The organism is Bacteroides sp. f07 (assembly GCF_042854785.1).
In the GTDB taxonomy this organism is placed as follows: Bacteria; Bacteroidota; Bacteroidia; order Bacteroidales; family Bacteroidaceae; genus Bacteroides.
Genome location: NZ_BAABXI010000001.1, coordinates 110,531 through 132,376 on the forward strand (window position 1 = coordinate 110,531; position 21,846 = coordinate 132,376).

Below are 21,846 nucleotides of genomic sequence, written 5' to 3' on the forward strand. Positions count from 1 at the left end.
AATATGAAGAAGATATTATTATATACATCGTTGGCAACAACAGTATTTTTTGCCAGTTGCGATTTGGATATCAATGATGACCCCAATTACCCGATGAATGATCAGGTAACGGCAGATTTGATATTTCCTTCCATCAGTGCATCTATTGCTTCGGCTGTAGGAGGCGAAATCTATAATTATGCAGGTTTCTTTGCCCAATATTATGAACAGAAGCCGGAATCCAACCAATATAACACTCTATGTGAGTATACATTTACCGAATCTTCCCAGCAAATGGATTATTCTTATAGAATTTTATTTGCAGGCGCCCTGGAAGATGCAAAACAGGTTTTGGAAAAGACAACAAATCCCGCTGATCGTTTTGCGACTACCATACTGAGAGCATATGCTTTCCAAATCATTGTAGATAATACCAGTGATTCGCCTTATTCAGAAGCTTTGCAAGGAAATGCTAATGCAACGCCCAAATGGGATACAGGTGAGACTGTATATAAAGGTATATTGGATGAGATTGATGCGGCAGAGGCTGCTTTGGACGGAAGCGGCATGGACGTGCCGGATTTGATATTCAACAAAGACCTCACTCAATGGAAAGGATTTGCCGATGCTCTCCGTCTCCGTATGTACTTGCGTTTTATCGATGCTAATGTAGACGCAGCAGCCTATACTGAAAAAGTAAAACTTTTAGTACAAAACAACAAGTTCTTTACCGGAGATGTGAAATTGGACTGTTTTGTAGATGAAACTGATAAACGTAATCCATGGTATAATACTAATGCTGTGGGGCTGACAGGCAATCATTGCGCTGCTTATCCACTCATCTCCTATCTAAGTAATACGGGAGACCCCCGCATCGCCTATGGTATTAATAAGACTGATGCAGATGGAAAGTATGTCGGACAGCTCCCCGGAGGAAAAACGCATATGCAAAGTATCTTAGGTACTGATAACTGGAAAAATAAAAACGTAAGTGCCATCAATTATTCAATTGGGGCAACAAAACCTGTTTACTTCTTTACTCAAGCGGAATTACAATTCCTGATTGCAGAAGTGTATGCTCGTTTCTTGAACAATGATGCAAGTGCAAAAAGCGCATACGAAGCAGGTGTAACCGCTGATTTTGCTGTTCGTGGATTTGCAGGACAAGAGAATAGTATTTTGGAAGGTGACTGTTCCTGGGATGCCGCTTCAACATTGGCAGACAAGCTAAATCTGATTTATATGCAGAAGTGGGTGGCTCTTTTCTATATGGATCATATGGAAGCATGGAGTGAAATCCGTCGTACAGATTGTCCGAAACTATCGTCCCACTCAGCAGAAGAGATACAGAAAAATGCAGCCTTATATACTCCGGGAGATCTAGTAGCACCATGGACTAACGGATTAGAAGCAGGTGGACTAATGAAACGCATGACTTATCCTTTAAGCGCACGCCAGCAGAATGCCAATACTCCAGCAGCTGTACCGGGAAGCACTCCGGTTTGGTGGGATATCAAATAGAAGCTAATAACTTAGTAAGACTTATATATGAAAAAAATATTATATAACATATTAGTATGTTTGTCGTTCGTTTTTGGAGCTTGCGACAAATCAACAGATGACACTTCCAAAATCACCTATTTCGTAACATTGGAAAGAGAAGGCGATGAGAAGATAGTTCTAGAAAAAGGCCAATCTTATGTGGAGCCAGGATATTATGCAGAAATGAACGGCGAAGACATTACATCATCCGTACAAATAAAAGGAAGTGTTGATGTAAATACTCCAGGCATCTATAATTTAGTATATGCGGCATATAATGAAGACGGTTTTGCCAAAACTTTCACAAGAACAGTATATGTAGCAGATAATACTGCGTCTCCTTTGCAATCTGGTATTTATACCGTAGCTGAAGGCAGCAAACGCACTGTTCCTGCCGTTATAGCTTTCAGTGGATATGAAATAATTATATTGCAATTAGAACCGGGCATTTTTTATATCAGCGACTTTTTAGGAGGCTGGTACGAGCAACGTGCAGGCTATGGACCGGATTATGCGATGGTCGGTAAGTTTGAATTGAATGATGATAATACCATCACTCCTTTGGAAAGTTACGTTGCAGGATGGGGTGACTCTATGGATCAGATGACTAATACGTCATTAGATCCTGCAACAGGGAATCTGAAATGGACCGTTGATTATGCCGGTCAGTTATCTTTTGATATTATAGTAAAAAAATAAGTATACGATTATGAAGAAATATATGATATTGCTTTTGGCTTCACTAGCTTTTGCATTTACAGCATGTGATGATGAAACAGAACCAGGAGGTACCGCCGTTGAAAAAATGGCAGGCGACTGGTGGATAACAGTGAACGCAATTATTGACGGGAAAGAAGTAGAAGATCCTTTTGGACTGGGACATCTGCAAATGAGTACTTACAACACGGCCAACAATAGTGAAACTGAAATGTGGCTGGATGATTTAAATAATTTCTGGAGCTACAAACTAAAGGTGAATGTAAACTATGCAGAGAGAACCTTCTCAACAGCGGGATTCGCAGATAATGTAACTTATGAATCCAAAGTGAAGATTACTGACGGTAAAGTGCTGGAAAAAGCAGCAAAGACACCTAGTGGTATGCCTGCCGATAGTATCGTATATATGGTACAGTTCGATGACGATGAGGATGGATTAACTTATAAAATTTCAGGATTTCGTCGAACAGGTTTCCCTGCTGATGATTTTTAATTAGAGAACTTAAATTATAAAAAGAGGCTGGCTCAAAGTATATATTTTGAGTTCCAGCCTCTTTTACATTTTAATCTATATGGAGTTATTTTTCCGACTCATTATTTGAGAAAACCACCCATCCCCTCTCTCACAATATCCACCAATATCGGCTTCGCCCCGCTCACGAAACATTCCACAGCAATCACCATCAGAATCAATCCCATAAGACGCATCATCACATTATTTCCCGTTTCACCCAAGACGTTCACCAATTTTGTGGAAGCACGAAGAATGAAGAAAGTCAGCAGATAAATCAATGCAATAGTACCTATCAGTATCCCTTTCATTTCATAAGAATGGGCATCCTGCATCAATACGATGGCGTTGGCAATCGCACCGGGACCGCACAACATTGGTATACCAAGCGGAGTGATAGAAATATCATCCGCATACGTTTTGATTTCCTCATCTTTCAGTTTCATCGGCGTATAGCGGGCTTGAAGCATATCGAAGCCTATCTTGAAGATTATCACTCCACCGGCAATACGGAACCCGTTGGTGGAGATACCGAAGAACTTAAAAAGGAACTGACCGGCAAAGACGAAAACCATTATTGTGATAAACGACACAATAGTGGCACGACGGACGATAGACTGACGCTCTTTCTCTGTCATCCCGTGAGTCATAGTAAGGAAGACAGGCATTGTACCCAAAGGATTGGTCAATGTAAAAAACGAGGTGAAGCAAAGTAAAGCAAAAGGCAGAAGTGCACTATCCATGATTATATCGTATTTTTATGCATTTATTAAACGCAACAAAAATACGACTTAATCCAGAGAACTTATAATAAATTCATTAATTCTTTCAGAGAATGAATGTGATAAGTAGGAAGAAAAGGGAAAGTAGCCCGTTCCGTCACATTGTAGAAGGCTTGATGCATTCCTATCCCGTGCGCTCCGGTAATATCCGCTTCCCAACTATCACCAATCATCAACGATTCGCGCATCTCAGATTGGGTGGCGGACAGGGCAAAATTAAAGATTTCGGGTCGGGGCTTCAACACTCCGAGGTCTTCCGAAAGAATCACTTTCCTGAAATAACCATCCACACCCGCCGAACGCATCTTACGTGATTGCAACTCACGAAAGCCATTGGAAAGGATATACAGGTTATATTTAGGAGCAAGATACTCCAACACCTCTTTTGCATGAGGCATCAGACCGCTTTTAGTAGGAATAATGGCAAAAAAATCTTTCGAGAACCGTTCGGCCAAGATTTCATCTTCCACTCCTACCGCCTGCAAAGGATAAAAGAAACGTTGACGGTTCAATTCATCTTTCGTCACCTTTCCTTCACCGTATTCAATCCAAAGTTCGGTGTTACGTTTCTGATAAAGCGTATAATAATGGTCGAACGAATCAAAGTAACGGTCGAATGCATATTTCTGATATACTTCTTCAAAAGTGTCACGGGCATTGCGGGAGAAAGCCCAGATAGTGTCGTCAAGATCAAAAAACAGATTTTTATATTTCATCAGCAGTAATGGGTGTATATAAAAAATAAAAAAGCCAATGTGCTAATTTCTTGAATCCAGGAATCAGCACATTGGCAATTCTTAAAAAGGAATCCTACCTTATTTCACCTGGATAACCAAGTATCTGGATACACTCCAGAATTCATTAGGATTAGTAATCTTCAATGTCAGTTGACCTTTGTCATCTTTCACCAATTCATAAGAACCGGCAGGATGAGTAGTCAGCAACTCAGCACGTTTAGAGTACAATTTGATTTCTTTTGTTGTACGAATATCGATCTGAGTGAAATAATCCTTGTTGAAATCAGCGCTCTTCAGGACATCTCCGCTCTGAAGGATCTTCTGAGCTTTCAATTCAGATTTTGTTCCGAATACGAACCAGGCAGCGTTCAAGCTCTTTTCCTGTTCGGCAACGGTTTTAGCTTTAGCTTCGTTTTCTGCAACCAATGTTTCTTTGGCAGCAGACAAGTCGCTGACAGCAGCGTCCAGTTCCTGAATACGGATATTCTTGGAAGCCAGCTCTGTCTGAAGTTCCTCGATACGCTGTTGTTTAGCGTTCAGTTCGGCAGTCAAAGCGGCAACAGCCTTTTTCATCTGTGCAGAATTGTAACTGCTATTCTTCAACTGAGCCTGCAATTTGGCAATCTGAGCCTTGTTTTCTTCCATCTGTTTAGAGATGAACTCGATGTCAGAAGCTATCTGCTGTTTGGCGCTGGCTGAGTTTTCAGTAATCGTCCCGCGTTGTAAGTCCACGCGGCTTTCGGCAGCATTGATCTTACGGAAACCTTCCTGTACTTCATTGAAAGTTCCCATCATATCATCCAGTTCAGCATTGCGCTGGGTCAGTTCCATCAAAAGAGAATCATTTTCAGCCTTCAGGTCTTTGCTTCCACCTTTAAAGCTATCACACGAAGCCAACATGGCTGCGCATACAAATAAAACTGCTAACTTTTTCATACGTTTACGTTTTACGTTTTTAAATGAAGTTATTTTAATCGTCTATTCCTGCTAATACTATCACAATCTCGCCCCGTGGTTCGGTGGCGGTAAAGTGTTCTATCAGTTCTGCCAAGCTGCCGCGAACCGTCTCCTCATGGAGCTTGGATATTTCACGCGACACGGTTGCCTGACGTTCAGCACCGAAATATTCGGCAAACTGTGTCAACGTCTTCAACAGACGGTGGGGCGATTCATAAAACACCATGGTACGGCGTTCTTCTGCCAATGCCTTCAGTCGTGTCTGACGTCCTTTCTTTTGGGGCAAAAATCCCTCGAAGCAAAACTTCTCGTTCGGCAGTCCCGATGCTACGAGTGCCGGAACAAAAGCCGTTGCTCCCGGCAAGCATTGCACTTCGATACCATTGCGTACACATTCACGAACCACCAGGAATCCGGGATCCGAAATCCCGGGCGTTCCGGCATCCGAAATCAACGCAACCGATGCACCGCCCCTTATTTTATAAACAACACTTTCCACCGTTTTATGTTCATTAAATTTGTGGTGAGATTGCATTGCATTCTTTATTTCAAAGTGTTTCAGCAAGATACCGGAGGTACGCGTGTCCTCTGCCAGAATCAGGTCAACCTCCTTCAGAACTTTGATAGCCCGAAAGGTCATGTCCTCAAGATTTCCTACCGGCGTAGGTACTACATACAACTTTCCCATATATTTTTGTTTATGCTGATTGGTTAAAATACTTCTTCAATAACTCCAAAAAGTCAACTACCGCTTCTTTCTCTTCGTCTATTTCAACTTTCGAGGAAAGAAATGCGACAGCAGTTTTATAGGAACCCATTACCGATATCTGCTCAATCACACGATTCATCAAATCAGTATCCCCTTTAAATAATTCGCGTGAGAAACGGAAAGAATCATTCAAGCTGATAGAATGACGCAAACCGGCAGCCAGTTTGATACTTTCTCCCAACACTGAGGACTTTGGCTCTTCCTTCTTTATAACAATAGGGGCTTCTTCGGAAATAACAGGCTGAGGGGATTGAATAACAACAGGTGACTGTTCTTCAGAGACAACAATCTCTTTTTCTTCCACTATTGTTTCTTCTACAACAGTTTCTTCTATGATGGAAGAAGGAACATCACTCACCACAACAGAACCTATTTCCTGCGACAGTTCATCCAGACGTCCCTGCATACGCGCAATACTCCGCTTCAACAGTTCAGACAAAGTCTGATTCGGCTCTTTGGAAAAAGACTCCATGAGACACTTTAACTCATGAACATCCAGTTCGATATCTGTTAATAGCTTCTGTTTCATGTCTATCCATTATTAATATGGTGCGAATGTAGGAATAATTTATGCAATAACTTAAAATAATGGATATTTTAACAGTTCTTGCACATTGAATTGTTTACCTTTGTGCAGTCATTATTTAATCAAGAAAGCACAAAATCACATGGTATTATTTTCAGAAGACCACATACAGGAGACCAAAAGAAGAGGTCGAATTGAAGTTATCTGCGGTTCTATGTTCTCAGGAAAGACAGAAGAGTTGATTCGCAGAATGAAACGGGCAAAGTTTGCACGTCAGCGTGTGGAGATATTCAAACCGGCTATCGACACCCGTTATTCGGAAGAGGATGTCGTTTCGCATGACAGCCATTCCATCGCTTCCACCCCTATCGACTCATCGGCAAGTATCCTGCTGTTTACTTCCGAGATAGATGTGGTAGGCATCGACGAAGCGCAATTCTTCGACAGCGGACTGATAGACGTATGTAATCAGCTCGCAAATAATGGAGTTCGCGTCATTATTGCAGGCTTGGATATGGACTTCAAAGGGAATCCTTTCGGACCAATGCCACAACTTTGCGCCATAGCCGATGAAGTATCCAAGGTGCATGCCATCTGCGTAAAATGTGGAGATCTGGCATCATTCTCACATCGTACAGTCAAGAACGACAAGCAAGTCCTTCTGGGTGAAACAGCGGAGTATGAACCTCTTTGCAGGCAATGCTATCTCCGGGCGTTGGAAGAGGACGGGCAAAAGATATAAACTCAACAGAAAACAACTATGGAAAGGAAGAAGATAACATTCGACAGTTTTATACGTGGTGCCATCGGATGCATGATGGTGGTAGGAGTCTTAATGCTTGTAGAACGACTGAGCGGAGTGCTATTACCTTTCTTTATTGCCTGGCTGATTGCCTATATGGTTTATCCGTTAGTCAAGTTCTTCCAATATAGGCTGAAGTTGAAAAGCCGTATCCTTTCCATTTTCTGCGCTTTGTTTCTGATCACTGTTGTGGGAGTGGCATTATTCTATCTGTTAGTCCCGCCTATGGTTTCCGAAATAGGCAGGATGAATGATTTATTGGTAAGCTATCTCACAAACGGCGGTGGCAGCAACGTCCCCAAGACGCTTTCCGAATTTGTCCATGAGAACCTCGATTTGGTGGCATTGAACAAAATGCTGAGTGAAGAGAACATCCTTGCCGCAATCAAAGAAACTGTACCTAGAATGTGGGCTTTGCTTGCAGAATCACTCAATATTCTGTTCAGTATCTTCGCTTCCTTTATCATATTATTATATGTAATCTTTATATTACTGGATTATGAAGCCATAGCCGAAGGATGGCTGCACCTGCTCCCCAATAAATACCGCAAATTCGCTTCCAACCTGGTTTATGACGTGCAGGACGGCATGAACAGATATTTTCGTGGACAGGCACTGGTTGCATTTTGCGTAGGTATTCTTTTCAGTATCGGTTTCCTGATTATTGATTTCCCGATGGCTATTGCCTTGGGACTTTTCATCGGAGCTCTCAACATGGTTCCTTATCTGCAAATCATCGGTTTCCTCCCCACTATCGTATTGGCTATCCTCAAGGCTGCCGATACCGGACAGAACTTTTGGATTATCATCGCGTGCGCATTGGCTGTCTTTGCCATCGTACAAATTATACAGGACACTCTCCTAGTCCCCAAAATCATGGGAAAAATTACCGGACTGAATCCTGCCATCATCCTTTTATCTCTTTCTATTTGGGGGTCTTTAATGGGAATGTTAGGAATGATCATCGCGTTACCTTTAACCACTTTAATGCTTTCCTATTATCAACGCTTTATTATCAACAAAGAAAAGATAAAATATGATGAAGCAGAAATTACTGATAATCAATAGACAAGCAGTAAAGAAGAAAAATAATTGAAACTTTTTTCTACGAAACACTTGCAGATTAAATAAAAGTCACTACCTTTGCACCCGCAATCAGGAAATAACTGATTTGCAAATAAGGATTGATTCGCTAGCTCAGCAGGTAGAGCACAACACTTTTAATGTTGGGGTCCTGGGTTCGAGCCCCAGGCGGATCACTTTTTAAAACAGCAAAAATGCATAAAGCTCTGATAATCAAACTTATCAGAGCTTTTTATTTTATATCAAACCTGCATTTTACCGCAAATTGGAACACCTAATACAGGTGAAATCGTTCTTTTCACTACCAACATCAGGAACATAAGATGAAAACTCTTGTAGGTTCATATGGCGATATAGTTTGAGATTGCAGAACAAATATAGGCATAGAACAACACAGGAAAAAAGGTTTTATAGGTTTTTCAGAGAGAAGATGAAAAAAAGTCAAAACTATGTAGAGATTATTGAGCGGGTGCCCTGTTTTGGCTTACTCTTTCACAAAGGGAAGGATTCTGACATGGTTTATTATGTCAGAATCAGTTCTTATTCCTGTGGCTCCGAAGAAGCAGCATCCGTATTCACCCCACGTTGATAAACAGACGGCGCTACGCCGAACTGCGCCTTAAAACATTTACTGAAATAGAACGGGTCGCTGATACCAACTTTATAGGATACTTCCGCAACAGTCAGGTTATCTTCCGAGAGTAGCAGTTCCGCTGCTTTTTTCATACGCACCACACGCAGGTATTCATTAGGCGAATATCCGGTCACGCCGCGCAGTTTCCGATAGAAGACCGTTCGTCCCAACTTCATAAGCTGCGCAAACTCGTCAATAGAAAATTCAGGACGGGCGAGATTCTGTTCAAGTATAGCAGCCAGCCGGTCGGCAAATTCCTTATCCCGGTCAGTGGTACACATGGCAGGACGCACGATACCCGGTTCATTGGAAAACTTCTCACGCAGTTTGTCGCGTTGCTCTATCAAACGGAACACACGTGCCAACAACAGTTTTATGCTGAACGGCTTTGCGATGTAAGCATCCGCTCCCGCTTCAATACCTTCCAAATGCTTTTCCGGTGAGCTTAGTGCAGTCAGCAGAATGATAGGAATATGGCTTGTTTCAAAATCAGATTTCAACTTCCGGGTTACTTCAAATCCTGTCATTCCCGGCATAAGTACGTCACAGATTATCAAGTCTGCCTCGGACGTACGCGCCTTCTCAAAGCCGGATGTCCCGTCGGCAGCAACTTCTACTTCAAAATATACACCGACTTCCTCTTTCAGGAATTCACGAATATCGTTGTCGTCCTCAATAATCAGGACTTTCCGTTTATTCAAAGGAGCAGGTAGCTTTTCCGGGTCGGGAAGTTCTTCCGAGAGTTGCAATAAATGATGCGCCTGTCCGTCCGCTTCTTTCAGTAATACGTTGCCGGGAATCAAAAAGTCCTTCTCTGCATAAACCGTCTTATCCGTCGGGATACATACGGTAAATACGGAACCACCGCCTTCGTTGTCCTTATAGTCAATCGTACCTTTATGCACCGACACCAGTTCGTGGCTCAAATGCAGACCTACGCCGATACTGTCACCGGAGAAGTTGCTCTGCATAAAGCGTTTGAACAGTTCATTCTGTTTCTCTTTAGGAATACCTACTCCTGTATCCGATACTTGAATCTGCAATGTTTTCTTGGCTTCGTCCACGCTCACCGCAAGGATGATAGTGCCGTTGGAAGGCGTATATTTAAATGCATTGGAAAGCAGGTTGTAAGTCACCTTATCCAGATTCCCCTTGTCAATGAACATCTTATAGGACGGCACAGAAGGCAGAAAACGGAAATTCATGTTCTTCTGTTCCGCCACGTCACCGAAACTCAGGAATATTTCATAAAGGAAAGAAATCACATCGGTTTCTTCCAGAGAAAGTGCCAGTTTATTGTTCTGCATCTTTCTGAATTCCAGCAACTGGTTGATTAGTCTCAACATACGTTGCGTGCTCTTATCCATCGTCTTCAACGGATATATAAGTTCACGCGGAATATCCGTGACGCGCTGTATCTTCTCCAGTGCTCCTTGAATCAATGTAAGCGGGGTACGGAATTCGTGGGAGATATTGGTAAAAAACACCAGTTTATATTCGGTCAACTGCTTCTCTACATTGATACGGTTGCGCAGCCCGTTAAAGTTGCGGACAATACGGAATGAGAAATATAAAGCTATAATCAAGAGCAACACATAGCACAGCATCGCCCAGGTAGTCTTCCAAAATGGGGGGACAACCACAATCTTCAAAGTAGTCTCGCTATCATTCCAAATACCCGACCCGTTGCTCGATTTTACATGAAGCACATACGTCCCCGGATTCAAGTATTTGAAAGAAGCGAAATTCAAGGGAGAGGGTGCACTCCAATCCTGGTCGTAGTTCTCCAGCCAGTACATATACTTCGTATGCCCGCTATCGGAATAATCAAAGGTAGAGAAATCTATCAGGAACGAGTTCTGATAATATTTCAAAGTGATTTCATCCGAATAGGCAAGAGACTGCTTCAACGGAGAATCTTCCATTTGCGGATTCATCTGAGTCCCGTTGACATACAAATCAGTGAAGACTACCGGAGAAAAAGTCTCGCTATCCTGAATCTTTTCGGGGTCGATGACAATCAGACCGTAGTTTGTTCCAAACAACAGCTTTCCGTCTTCGCGCATACAGGCGCTATTCTCGCTATACACATTCCCCAGGGTATAGGAAGAGAAGAAGTAGTTCTCGAATGAACGATTAGCCGGATTAAACTTGGAGATACCATATTCGGTAGCCACCCACAGATTTCCGTTCTTATCTCCCAGGATAGATTGAATCACATCGTTGACCAACCCTTCGGAAGTGCCGTAGTGCTCATACTTCAAGGAATTGTAATTATCCTGAGGCTCACAAAGATTCAACCCCGAACCGGAAGTACCAATCCACATGCGTCCTTCCGTATCCCGATAAATGCACTTGATTTCGTTACTACAAAACTTGCCGTTCGTGTAACTGAACAGGTGATAATTATCAGAATCGGCAATCAATGAATCGGGATGAAAGATACAGATTCCTTCGCTGGTTCCTACCCAGACCATTCCGTTCTCGTCTTCCTCTATCACGCGCACCATTCGCATTCCGAATGTCTGCTGGAAGAAATGACGGAATTTATATTTTCCGTCGGGCGTAGGTTCTGCCAGTTCGAGTCCGCCGCCAAATGTTCCTATCCACATACGGTCTTTACGGTCGCGATAAATAGTAAAGACATTATTGTCGGACAAAGCCGTGAGGTCGGAAGGATTATTATAATACCACGTATCCCCTACTTTCAGTCCGTTTCCACGGGTTCCCGTCCACATTCGTCCCTGCCCGTCTTCGGCAATGGCGTAAATATTGGAATGGAAATACTGATTGGTCATCTTCGAGCGGAGATTGGAGTCAAAGGTGTAAAGTCCCCCTTTACGCGTGCCGACACAAATATCCCCGTTCGACATTTTGGTGAGCATACGGATGGTGTTCGAACGGTCGAATAAATCACGGGATTCGGGATAGATGCGGGAAGTCCCTTCATTCAAGACGGATATACGGGATAGTCCCGAATACTCGGAAGCTACCCAAATACCGCCGGCACGGTCTTCCATGACGTAAAGCAGGAAGTCCGAACTGATATGGCTTTGGTCATTTATATTGGCTACGAAGTGTTCCAGTTTGTCTTCAGCAGTATTATAGGCAAAAAGTCCGTTTCCATAGGTTGAAATCCATATAATTCCACGGGAATCATGGACGATATGATAACGTTCAAAGTCAATATATCCCATCTTGTCCTGCGGAATCAACTGGAAGTCCTTGATTTCTCCCGTTTCGGCAAGCACATAAGTAAGATGTCCCGTATGGTTGTATATCCAATAGTCGCCGCGATTGTCACGTATCAGTTCGCCTTTCTTGATGTCCATGCGGGAATCTGCCTGAATGTCACCAGTGTTAAAATCGTACGTATATACTCCGGTGGTAGTCAGAATGACCCATTTATCCTTTAGCAAGAAGTTTCCGGTCGGCGAGGTCTTACCTGCGACAACGGCAAGGGAAGCCAGTTTCTGCATCTTTTGAGTGGCAGACTGATAAAGGTAGATATCCCCGTCGGCTGTCAGGAAATACATATCATTCTTGTAAGCCAGAGAAGAAGTGAAATGGATTAACCGGTCTTCTATCCGGTATTGTCCGTTGGTGACAGAGACTAGTCCGCATTGCGTTCCAATCCAAATACGACCGCTGGCGTCTTCATTCACGAATTTCACCCTGTTGTCCGGCAAGTTTCCACGTTCGGTTCTGAATACGGTAGAGGTCATTTCACCGTCGGGTTGATGGGTCATCTGGCGACAGCCATTTCCTGAATGTGACAGCCAAACATCCCCGTTGGCAGCAACGAATACGGTCGAATAGTTCTGTCTCGACTCACCGCAACCGGTATAATCTATAAAGCGGGCACGTTGCAAATCGTAGCAGCTATATAATTCCGGTGTAGTGGAAATCCACAGGAAACCGTCTTTATCTTCGGTAAGGTCATAAATCCGGTTGTCCGCCAAAGAGACTTTGTCTCCGGTTTCCGGTCGGAAAGTAAGGAAAGAGTTGCCGTCATAACGGCTCAATCCGTTCAAGGTAGCCAGCCACAGAAAGCCTTTGCTATCCTGATAGATATAACGGACAGAGTTATTGGGAAGACCGTCACTGGTTCTCATTTGTGTAGAACGGAGTTCTATTGCACCATAAGCATTCAAAACGAGGCTAATAAAAAAGATGAAGACAAAAAAGCATCTTTGTGTCATATAGATTCCAAGATTAATAATAAATGATGAGCAAAAATAGTCAAGATAATTGAAATAATAAAGAAACAGCTCACAAAATAACATTGAAAAGACACTTGTTTTTGCCAAACATCTTCTAACATTTATTCAACCGACTATAAAAACAATCTATATGAAACACTTTTAGTAAAAATATAGTATGAGAAATAAAGAAAGCAGGCTACGAAATACACTCAAACTACAAACGAACAACTTATGAATATGAAACTGAACGTATCACTCTAAAGCATCAACAAAACATGTGTATCCGCAGCCTGCCTGTTGAAATTGAGATGATGCCAATAGAACAAGATTCTTCTAAGAATGATTAGAAAGTCGGCTTAAAGAATGCAAAGGAATTGAAAGAACTGTGCTTAATCGGGCGAAACGCTTGAAAACAGGGGAAATCAAGACTATCATATAGATAAAAAAGAAACGCCTCTATACTCTTCGGAAAGATTATAGAGGCGATTTTATTATTGTTCGATTCTGAAACTATCAGAAGAAACAGAATCAGATACCCAATGACTTCTTCACTGCTTCAATTTTTTCCATAGCGGCAGATTCGGCAGAAGCGAAACAGTTACGACATCCCATTTCACCTTGAACTTCCATATAGAACTTAATCTTAGGTTCTGTTCCGGAAGGACGGACTGAAACTTTACTACCGTCTTCTGTGAAATACTGAAGAACATTTGATGATTCCGGCATATCAATTGCCGTTACATTTCCCTTGTCGTCTGTCTGCTTCAGAGTCTTGTAATCTTTGCTCAGGATTACTTTAGAGCCACCCAGTTCTTTCGGCGGGTTAGCACGGAAGTTTTCCATCATGGCTTTGATTTCTTCAGCACCGCTCTTACCCGGCTTCACAACGTTTACGGTGAATTCTTTAGAGAATCCGTATTCTACGTAAATATCGAGCAGTAATTGATACAGTGACTTACCGTTATCTTTTGCCCAGGCAGCAACTTCGGCAATCAAGCAACAAGCTGAAACAGCATCTTTATCGCGAACGAAGTCTTCGGCAAGGAAACCGTAGCTTTCTTCACCACCACCGATGTATTTCTGTTTGCCTTCACGCAGACGGATTTCACGTGCAATCCATTTGAATCCTGTATAGCAGTCGAGCATCTCGATGTTGTTCTTGTCGGCAATCTTCTTGATAAGTTCGGTAGTTACGATGGTCTTCACACAGAATTCATTACCTTTAATCTTGCCCAGTTGTTTGTACTGAGTAAGAATATAGTAAAGATACATCATGCAAGTCTGGTTACCGTTGATAAGTACCCACTCGCCTTTGTCATCCTTGCAGGCAATACCTACACGGTCAGCATCCGGGTCGGAAGCCATTACGAGGTCAGCGTCAATTTCTTTGGCCAGGTTCACAGCCATAGAAAGAGCTTCCGCATTTTCCGGGTTCGGCGATACAACAGTCGGGAAGTTACCATCCTTAATCATTTGTTCGGGAACAGTGAACACGTTTTCGAATCCCCACATCTTCAACGCACGCGGAATCAACATCATACCTGTACCGTGAATCGGAGTATAAACAATCTTCATATCCTTGTGGCGGGCGATAGCTTCCGGATCAATAGAAACAGTTTTCACCATATCCAGATAAATCTTGTCGATATCTTCACCGATTATCTGAATCAAATCAGGATTACCCTGGAATTTGATGTCGGCAGCGGAAGCAATAGCATTTACTTCATCGATAATACCCTTATCGTGCGGAGCCAATACTTGCGCACCGTCATCCCAATATGCCTTGTAGCCGTTGTATTCTTTCGGGTTGTGGGAAGCAGTCAGGATAATACCGCTCTGGCAACCGAGGTGACGGATAGCGAAAGACATTTCCGGGGTAGGACGCATATCATCGAACAGATATACTTTAATACCGTTGGCAGAGAAGATATTGGCAGAAGTTTCCGCAAACAAGCGGCTGTTGTTACGGCAGTCGTGGCCAACCACAACAGAAATCTGCGGCAGGTCTTTGAAGTTCTTCTTCAGATAGTTGGAAAGTCCTTGAGTAGCGGCACCCACCGTATAGATATTCATACGATTGCTACCTACCCCCATGATACCGCGCAGACCACCTGTACCAAATTCCAGGTCTTTGTAGAATGCTTCAATTAGTTCGGTCTTATCATCGTTTTCCAACATACGTTTCACTTCAGCCTGAGTTTCGGCATCATAAGCCGGGGTCAGCCATTTTTCGGCTTTCTCAGTGACCTGTTTAATAAGTTCCTGATTTTCCATTTCGATTATTATTTATATGGTTAATGAATTATTTACTGTTATATTCTTGAGCACACAAATGTAAAATAATAAGTTTATAATTCCTATTCTTTTAATTGAAATTTGAGAATTAAGAATCAAAAAAAACAATATACTCAATACCTTATATCCAATACTCATTATCTATTCTTGCGGCACTTTATATCTCTCTCCGGTCTGTTTGACATATTCCTGCAAGAATTCCTTCGGATAACCGGGACGGAGCACTCCGGCAGGCTGTCCGATAGAATTACGTTCAAATTGTCCGTCCTTCACACGTTTCACCACTCCATCGTTATACTTCACAATCAGGAAAGTACCCAGTTGCTTCCATGTATCGAACGTACTCTGGGCAGTCATGCTGGTATAGTTTGTCAGGAAATCAACAGCGGCGTTCTTATCTTTTTCCAACAATTTGGCTGCCATCTCTTCAATACCTTGCTGCGCGTTGTTAAAGGTCGTTTCCATCTCCTTCTGTGCTTCGCGTACATCACCAATCATCAAATCATAACGCGGATAAACCATGTTTGATACCCAGTTGAAAATCCAGAAAGCAGAATTCCAAGAGAAGGTTATATAATCGGCTCCGTCCACACGCGTATAGCATACCGGCACTTTCGTAGCACAGCAATAGACAGGAGTAAATACTGCCATATTCGCATCGTCCACACCAAACCAAAGAACGCCGCCTATCGGGTCGGGCATATTAGCACGCATTTGTGCAACAAATACAAAACCACTTTGTTGAGTAGAGATAGGACGTTCGTTAAAATATTCCTGACCGTCCACCTTGAAGTTCAGCGGCGAAAGACGGTACGGAGTTTTGTAAGGGCCTGCTCCGAAGTCATTAGAGATGTCAAGCGGAGTTCCCTCGTAATGGTCGCGCATCATGTCTTTTACATCTTGCACGGACAGCTTCTGTTTCGGTTTCACGAAAAGTGGCATCGGGGTGTTGGATTTTCCTTCGATATAAGGAAGATAATCTTTTCCGTTATCAGTGAATTTATTGAAATAACTCCATACGCGGGCTTCGCAGAAACGGCGTGCACCGAAATCGAGGGGCGCATAAGCAAGCGAGAAACTAAAATCTTTGTTTACTCCGTTGAAGTAACCTCTTTCACGTGCGAAAGAAACAACATCGGGAGAATATATGCAGTTTTCCTTATCGTTCATGTCAAACTGATGGATGCGCGACTGGTTGGCATGAGCTGAAATACAATCATCGGGCACACGTACAGCCACCCAAACAGCTCCGCGGATACCCGGACCTTTCCCAATCATTTCCATAATCCATATTTCGTTCGGGTCGGCAATGGTAAAAGACTCCCCACTGCTATAATAGCCGTATTGCTGCACCAAGTCAGTCATTATCTTGATGGCTTCACGGGCAGTGCGCGAACGTTGCAATCCGATATAAATCAAGCTTCCGTAGTCAATGATGCCTGTAGAATCCGCCAATTCGGGACGTCCGCCGAAAGTCGTTTCACCAATCGTAACCTGATATTCATTCATATTGCCGGTCACATTGTAAGTCTGCCGTGCCTGCTCTATTTCTCCCAAGTATTTACCGGTATCCCATTCATACACTTTCATCATGGTTCCTTTCGGATAAGTAGCTGCCGGATAATGGTACAGTTCTCCAAACAGACCATACGAGTCGGCAGAATAGGAAACGATGGTCGAACCGTCGGCAGAGGCATTCTTGCCGACTATCAGATTGGTACAGGCGAAAGTATCCGCCACAGCCGCCACCAGTATGGCAGCACACAAAATAATTCTTCTCTTCATAATTATATAGGATTCACTTTTAATAATTACCAGACAAAAGTCTCACGGGCTACAGTCTCATTCCCGCAATGGTCGGTCACAGTAAGTTCGACAGTATGTTTGCCGCCTTTCTTCACACGCTTCGGATCAAGTTTACACTCCCAATATGACTTCACAATATTAGGCCGTCCGAAGAGCGCATACTCTCCATCTATCGTTCCCCGATAGGAAGCTATTCCGGCTCCCTCGTCTTTCAACCGATAGACAATCTTGCCGTTTCTTCCCCACTGGTTCTTATTGATAGGGGTGATTTCGGGCGGAACTGTATCAATAGCAACGGTATAAGTCCCCAATTCACGGACAGATGTTTTCATATAACCGTCTTCATACTTCCCGCCTACACTGTACTTACTACCTTTTGGGGTCACACGGGCTACATAATATTTCGTACTATCAGCAACCGGCTTTCTACGCAGCCCGATACGAAGCTCGCAACCCGCATGAAGCGGAACGGGTGTATCATTTATCTGATAAGTAAATGCCACTGCCCCACTGTCGGCTTTCACCTGATAGTTAAGAGGAACATCGTCATACAACATTCCCTTTGGCACAATCAGGCTCAATCCCGGTTCTTGCAGATAATTCGTCTTGTCCCAGGAAAAGAAGTATTTCTCCCGATGATTCAAAGGTTCAACCGGCTGCTTCCGCCCACGTACGGTAAAACCGTATTTGGAAGTATTCCCGAAAGCATCTTTTAAGGTATATAAGAACTGATAATCCCGTTCTTCATCAATCGTCACCAAACCACGGTTATCATTCGATGCCTTCAGCAGACGTAAAGTATTCCCCGGTTCAATAAAAGATTTCATGTATTGCCCGCACGTCCATGAGTTTATCATTCGGTTTTCATCTTGAGAAAAGCGGTCTACCGTACTGCGGAACACTTCATTTCCATCTACCGTGAGAACAACGGAATACACTCCGTAATGATTGCTGACCCCATCCATGTAATCATATGCCTTGATACCTGTGCCTATCACTCCCCATGCTTCCACCGGACGCTCCGCGTTCGGAAGAATCGTTTTGACCTGCTGTTTTCCATCCACCACACCTTTGCCAAGCTGTGGGAAAAACATAATTCCGTCGGCCTTCGGGGCACGCGTATCTTTGATTTTTGATTTAAAGAAAGGCATCGGGTCGATATAATCCCCCGATTCTGTTTCGAACACATCCAAATGGAGATGCGGGCCGAATGAATAGCCGGTATTCCCGCTCCATGCTATCTGCTGACCGCCTTTCACCGGATATTCATCCGGTTCGGGAATAATCTCCACTTCCCAACTCTCATTCTCGTATTGAAGTTTCTCCACCCTTTCGGCAATAGGGGAAATAAAACCGTTCAGATGCCGGTTGATAGTAGAATAACCGTTGTGATAACAGACATCAAGTACATACCCCGAACCATTGGTGACACGGATACGTGAAATATACCCGTCGGCAAGGGCACGGACAGGTTTGCCAATAACTCCGCCTGTCTTAAAATCCAATCCGCCATGAAAGTGGTTAGAGCGGATTTCTCCGAAGTTTCCGCTCAATGTAAGAGGAAAGTCAAAAGGTGGCACAAAGGTGGCTTGCTTCTTTTCTTGTCCACAAACTCCGATGCAACAAGCCAGCATCAAAGCAGTGATATATTGTTTTATCATTCCATTCACTTTTTTACTCCCCGCAAATGTACACTATTCCAACTAAATTACGAAATATCCGGGCGGATATGATAACCGGAGATACTAGTTAATATTTCTTTTTATTATTATATTCATTGCAAACCTGTATCTATTATGTTATTTATATTAGTACTTTTGCATCCGTTTTTAATTTTAATTAAATATAAAGAACTCAATGAGAATGTATGTAAAAGTAATGGCAGCGGTCATTGCATGTATGCTGCTGGGCGGTGAAGCACACTCAGCATTTGCAACTACCCCCGCTACAGAAAATCTGAGTTGGTTTAAAAAGAAAAAGAAGAAACCAGAAGGAAGAGAGGAGAAGAGTAAAAGCGACTACGAAAAATTAGTGGAAGGCAGCAAAACAACCAAAGGAATGTTTGCTGTACATCAAAAAAAGAATGATTATTATTTTGAAGTTCCCACATCCCTTTTAGGACGTGATTTATTAGTTGTCAATAAACTGCAAAGAGTTCCTGCCGAACTGAACGACGCAGGTGTAAACCGTGGAGTAAACTATGAGAATCAGATGGTTTGCATGGAATGGGATAAGGCTAGCGGAAAACTGATGTTCCGCCAACAGCGCCCGTTGCCCCTGGCTCCTCAGAACGATGCCATATTCCGTTCGGTAAAGGATAACTTTATCTCTCCGCTGATTGCCGCATTCAAAATCGAAGCAATCAATGCGGATTCTACTGCATTGGTAATCAAGGTGAATGATATTTATGATGGTACGGAAACCAGTATCAATAATGTATTTACCAATATTAATCTGGGTACTTCGGCTATCAAGAACTTATCACGTATCCTTTCTATCAAATCTTTCTCGAACAATGTCGTGGCGACTTCCGAGTTGACCACCCGGGTGACAGAAGGAACCACAACCGTATACGTTACGGTGGAAGTCAGTTCTTCCATTCTCCTGCTGCCTGAAACACCGATGATGGGACGTTTCGACAATCAGAAAGTCGGATACTTCACCAACCCGCTATTAAGTTTCAGCGACGCACAGCAAAGAACGGATAAAACGCAATATATCACACGTTGGCGCATGGAGCCCAAACCGGAAGACCGGGAAGCTTACCTGAAAGGGCAAATTGTGGAACCTGCCAAACCTATCGTATTCTACATTGATAATTCAACTCCTTACCAATGGCGTTCGTATATCAAGAAAGGAATTGAAGACTGGCAAACCGCTTTTGAAAAAGCCGGCTTCAAGAATGCGATTATCGCCAAAGAAATCACGGACAGCATGCATGTAGATATGGATGATGTCAACTACTCCGTGCTGACTTACGCCGCTTCGGAAAAGAAAAACGCAATGGGCCCTTCCCTATTGGACCCACGTTCAGGAGAAATCCTGGAGGCGGACATTATGTGGTGGCATAATGTGCTTTCTATGGTACGCGAATGGATTACAGTGCAGACGGGAACCGTTTGCCCGGAAGCCCGCAGCGTGCAGTTGCCTGATGCCTTGATGGGCGACGCCATCCGTTTTGTGGCTTGCCACGAAGTAGGTCACTCTTTGGGATTGCGTCATAACATGATGGGGTCATGGGCTTTCCCGACAGATTCACTACGCTCGGAAGCCTTCACTTCCAGAATGAATTCTACCGCTTCATCCATTATGGACTATGCACGTTTCAACTACATCGCCCAGCCGGGAGACGGCGTGAAAGTACTTTCTCCGCATATCGGTCCTTATGATATGTTCGCTATCGAGTATGGTTATCGTTGGTATGGCAAGAGCACTCCTGAAGAAGAAAAAGACCTCTTGTTCGATTTCCTGAGCAAACATACAGACCGTCTTTATAAATACAGCGAAGCACAAGATGTACGCGATGCCGTAGACCCACGTGCGCAGAATGAGGATTTAGGAGACGACCCAGTTCGTTCTTCTTTACTCGGTATCGAAAACCTGAAACGTATCGTCCCGCAAATTCTTCAGTGGACTACAACCGGAGAAAAGGGACAGACTTACGAAGAAGCATCCCGTCTCTATTACGCTGTTATCAACCAGTGGAACAACTATTTGTATCATGTACTTGCCAACATCGGTGGTATCTATATCGAGAATACAACCGTAGGAGATGGCGTAAAGACTTACACATTCGTCGAAAAAGAGAAGCAACAGGCTTCACTGAAATTCTTGCTTGATGAAGTATTGACTTACCCTAAATGGTTATTTGATACGGAAGTGGGAGAATACACTTACCTGCTCCGTAACACTCCGATCGGACAACAGGAGAACGCTCCTACGCAGATATTAAAGAATGCCCAAGCTTATATTCTTTGGGATTTGCTCGGCAACACCCGTCTGATGCGTATGATAGAGAATGAGTCTGTCAACGGAAAGAAAGCCTTTACAGTAGTGGAACTGATGGACGGACTACACAAGAACATTTTCGGTATTACCGAACGCGGCGGTATTCCCAACGTGATGGAGCGTTCTTTACAAAAGAACTTCCTGGATGCCTTACTTACTGCTGCCGCAGAACCTGAAGCCGTGAAAATCAACAAGAAAATTGCAAACGAGCATTTCTTGCTTGACCATGCCACTCCTTTCTGTAGCTGTTATGCTGCCGAACAACGTGCACTTCGCCAGGAAGACCGGATGGGCGCTCCACGTGTACTCAATTTCTACGGCAGCCAGCTCAACCGCATCTCTGATGCCATTTCTGTGAAACGCGGTGAATTATTACGCATCAAGAAGTTATTGCAGAATCGTTTGGGAACTTCCGATACTGCTACACGCTACCATTATGAAGATATGATTTTACGCATTAATACCGCTTTGGGAATCAAGTAAAACAAACCTA

15 protein-coding genes and 1 tRNA gene are annotated in these 21,846 nt (G+C 43.3%); 7 read left to right on the plus strand and 9 right to left on the minus strand.

Features of this window, described 5'->3' with window-relative positions:
• Positions 1-3: 3 nt before the first annotated feature.
• The 3 genes from ACGHVY_RS00465 to ACGHVY_RS00475 are packed head-to-tail and all read left to right on the plus strand — an operon-like array spanning position 4 to position 2,731.
• Positions 4-1,500 carry a SusD/RagB family nutrient-binding outer membrane lipoprotein gene (locus ACGHVY_RS00465; protein ID WP_390596282.1) on the plus strand — a complete coding sequence of 499 codons (1,497 nt, stop codon included), beginning with the start codon at positions 4-6 and terminating at the stop codon, positions 1,498-1,500.
• A gap of 27 nt (positions 1,501-1,527) precedes the next feature.
• Positions 1,528-2,220: a BT_2262 family domain-containing protein gene (locus tag ACGHVY_RS00470; protein WP_308744011.1), complete on the plus strand. Its 693-nt coding sequence runs from the start codon at positions 1,528-1,530 to the stop codon at positions 2,218-2,220.
• Positions 2,221-2,242: 22 nt separating this feature from the next.
• Positions 2,243-2,731 carry a lipid-binding protein gene (locus ACGHVY_RS00475; RefSeq protein ID WP_390596284.1) on the plus strand — a complete coding sequence of 163 codons (489 nt, stop codon included), beginning with the start codon at positions 2,243-2,245 and terminating at the stop codon, positions 2,729-2,731.
• Positions 2,732-2,832: 101 nt separating this feature from the next.
• On the opposite strand, the gene ACGHVY_RS00480 is transcribed toward ACGHVY_RS00475, so the two are convergent.
• From ACGHVY_RS00480 to ACGHVY_RS00500, 5 genes are all read right to left on the minus strand, one after another.
• Positions 2,833-3,492, minus strand: coding sequence for a MarC family protein (locus tag ACGHVY_RS00480; RefSeq protein ID WP_390596287.1), 660 nt, complete (start codon positions 3,490-3,492; stop codon positions 2,833-2,835).
• A gap of 62 nt (positions 3,493-3,554) precedes the next feature.
• On the minus strand, positions 3,555-4,247 hold the full coding sequence (locus tag ACGHVY_RS00485; RefSeq protein WP_308744008.1) for a YjjG family noncanonical pyrimidine nucleotidase: 693 nt from the start codon (positions 4,245-4,247) through the stop codon (positions 3,555-3,557).
• A 99-nt stretch (positions 4,248-4,346) separates the two neighbouring features.
• Positions 4,347-5,204 (minus strand): hypothetical protein, encoded by an 858-nt coding sequence (locus ACGHVY_RS00490; RefSeq protein ID WP_175628409.1) that lies wholly within the window; start codon positions 5,202-5,204, stop codon positions 4,347-4,349.
• A 34-nt stretch (positions 5,205-5,238) separates the two neighbouring features.
• Positions 5,239-5,913, minus strand: coding sequence for a 16S rRNA (cytidine(1402)-2'-O)-methyltransferase (rsmI, locus tag ACGHVY_RS00495; RefSeq protein ID WP_390596290.1), 675 nt, complete (start codon positions 5,911-5,913; stop codon positions 5,239-5,241).
• Positions 5,914-5,923: 10 nt separating this feature from the next.
• Positions 5,924-6,523 (minus strand): hypothetical protein, encoded by a 600-nt coding sequence (locus ACGHVY_RS00500; protein ID WP_390596291.1) that lies wholly within the window; start codon positions 6,521-6,523, stop codon positions 5,924-5,926.
• Positions 6,524-6,662: 139 nt separating this feature from the next.
• Between ACGHVY_RS00500 and ACGHVY_RS00505 the strand changes: the two genes are divergently transcribed.
• From ACGHVY_RS00505 to ACGHVY_RS00515, 3 genes are all read left to right on the plus strand, one after another.
• Complete coding sequence (locus ACGHVY_RS00505) at positions 6,663-7,262, plus strand: thymidine kinase (RefSeq protein WP_277134362.1); 600 nt, start codon at positions 6,663-6,665, stop codon at positions 7,260-7,262.
• 18 nt (positions 7,263-7,280) lie between these two features.
• Positions 7,281-8,390, plus strand: coding sequence for an AI-2E family transporter (locus tag ACGHVY_RS00510; RefSeq protein ID WP_390596294.1), 1,110 nt, complete (start codon positions 7,281-7,283; stop codon positions 8,388-8,390).
• A 118-nt stretch (positions 8,391-8,508) separates the two neighbouring features.
• Positions 8,509-8,581: transfer RNA gene (locus ACGHVY_RS00515), tRNA-Lys, on the plus strand.
• A gap of 364 nt (positions 8,582-8,945) precedes the next feature.
• Here ACGHVY_RS00515 and ACGHVY_RS00520 read toward each other — a convergent pair.
• The 4 genes from ACGHVY_RS00520 to ACGHVY_RS00535 all read right to left on the minus strand — a co-directional run bounded on the left by ACGHVY_RS00520 (position 8,946) and on the right by ACGHVY_RS00535 (position 19,006).
• A complete protein-coding gene (locus ACGHVY_RS00520; protein ID WP_390596297.1) occupies positions 8,946-13,241 on the minus strand; it encodes a two-component regulator propeller domain-containing protein in 4,296 nt (1,431 codons plus the stop codon).
• 531 nt (positions 13,242-13,772) lie between these two features.
• On the minus strand, positions 13,773-15,518 hold the full coding sequence (locus ACGHVY_RS00525) for a phospho-sugar mutase (protein WP_308745837.1): 1,746 nt from the start codon (positions 15,516-15,518) through the stop codon (positions 13,773-13,775).
• Between the two features lie 162 nt (positions 15,519-15,680).
• Positions 15,681-17,324, minus strand: a complete 1,644-nt coding sequence (locus tag ACGHVY_RS00530) for a C69 family dipeptidase (protein ID WP_308745838.1) — start codon at positions 17,322-17,324, stop codon at positions 15,681-15,683.
• 26 nt (positions 17,325-17,350) lie between these two features.
• Positions 17,351-19,006 (minus strand): M23 family metallopeptidase, encoded by a 1,656-nt coding sequence (locus tag ACGHVY_RS00535; RefSeq protein WP_390596300.1) that lies wholly within the window; start codon positions 19,004-19,006, stop codon positions 17,351-17,353.
• Between the two features lie 196 nt (positions 19,007-19,202).
• Here ACGHVY_RS00535 and ACGHVY_RS00540 point away from each other — a divergent pair, with 196 nt between their 5' ends.
• Entirely contained in the window at positions 19,203-21,836 is a 2,634-nt protein-coding gene (locus tag ACGHVY_RS00540) for a zinc-dependent metalloprotease (RefSeq protein ID WP_308745840.1), read from the plus strand.
• Positions 21,837-21,846 lie beyond the last annotated feature (10 nt).

Excerpts from the sequence above, each read along its gene's own strand:
- ACGHVY_RS00465 (WP_390596282.1), top strand. The coding sequence starts at position 4 with ATGAAGAAGATATTATTATATACATCGTTGGCAACAACAGTATTTTTT.
- ACGHVY_RS00510 (WP_390596294.1), top strand. The coding sequence starts at position 7,281 with ATGGAAAGGAAGAAGATAACATTCGACAGTTTTATACGTGGTGCCATC.
- ACGHVY_RS00525 (WP_308745837.1), bottom strand. The coding sequence starts at position 15,518 with ATGGAAAATCAGGAACTTATTAAACAGGTCACTGAGAAAGCCGAAAAA.
- ACGHVY_RS00540 (WP_308745840.1), top strand. The coding sequence starts at position 19,203 with ATGAGAATGTATGTAAAAGTAATGGCAGCGGTCATTGCATGTATGCTG.
- ACGHVY_RS00520 (WP_390596297.1), bottom strand. The coding sequence starts at position 13,241 with ATGACACAAAGATGCTTTTTTGTCTTCATCTTTTTTATTAGCCTCGTT.
- ACGHVY_RS00490 (WP_175628409.1), bottom strand. The coding sequence starts at position 5,204 with ATGAAAAAGTTAGCAGTTTTATTTGTATGCGCAGCCATGTTGGCTTCG.
- rsmI (WP_390596290.1), bottom strand. The coding sequence starts at position 5,913 with ATGGGAAAGTTGTATGTAGTACCTACGCCGGTAGGAAATCTTGAGGAC.
- ACGHVY_RS00475 (WP_390596284.1), top strand. The coding sequence starts at position 2,243 with ATGATATTGCTTTTGGCTTCACTAGCTTTTGCATTTACAGCATGTGAT.
- ACGHVY_RS00505 (WP_277134362.1), top strand. The coding sequence starts at position 6,663 with ATGGTATTATTTTCAGAAGACCACATACAGGAGACCAAAAGAAGAGGT.
- ACGHVY_RS00485 (WP_308744008.1), bottom strand. The coding sequence starts at position 4,247 with ATGAAATATAAAAATCTGTTTTTTGATCTTGACGACACTATCTGGGCT.
- ACGHVY_RS00470 (WP_308744011.1), top strand. The coding sequence starts at position 1,528 with ATGAAAAAAATATTATATAACATATTAGTATGTTTGTCGTTCGTTTTT.
- ACGHVY_RS00535 (WP_390596300.1), bottom strand. The coding sequence starts at position 19,006 with ATGATAAAACAATATATCACTGCTTTGATGCTGGCTTGTTGCATCGGA.
- ACGHVY_RS00500 (WP_390596291.1), bottom strand. The coding sequence starts at position 6,523 with ATGAAACAGAAGCTATTAACAGATATCGAACTGGATGTTCATGAGTTA.
- ACGHVY_RS00480 (WP_390596287.1), bottom strand. The coding sequence starts at position 3,492 with ATGGATAGTGCACTTCTGCCTTTTGCTTTACTTTGCTTCACCTCGTTT.
- ACGHVY_RS00530 (WP_308745838.1), bottom strand. The coding sequence starts at position 17,324 with ATGAAGAGAAGAATTATTTTGTGTGCTGCCATACTGGTGGCGGCTGTG.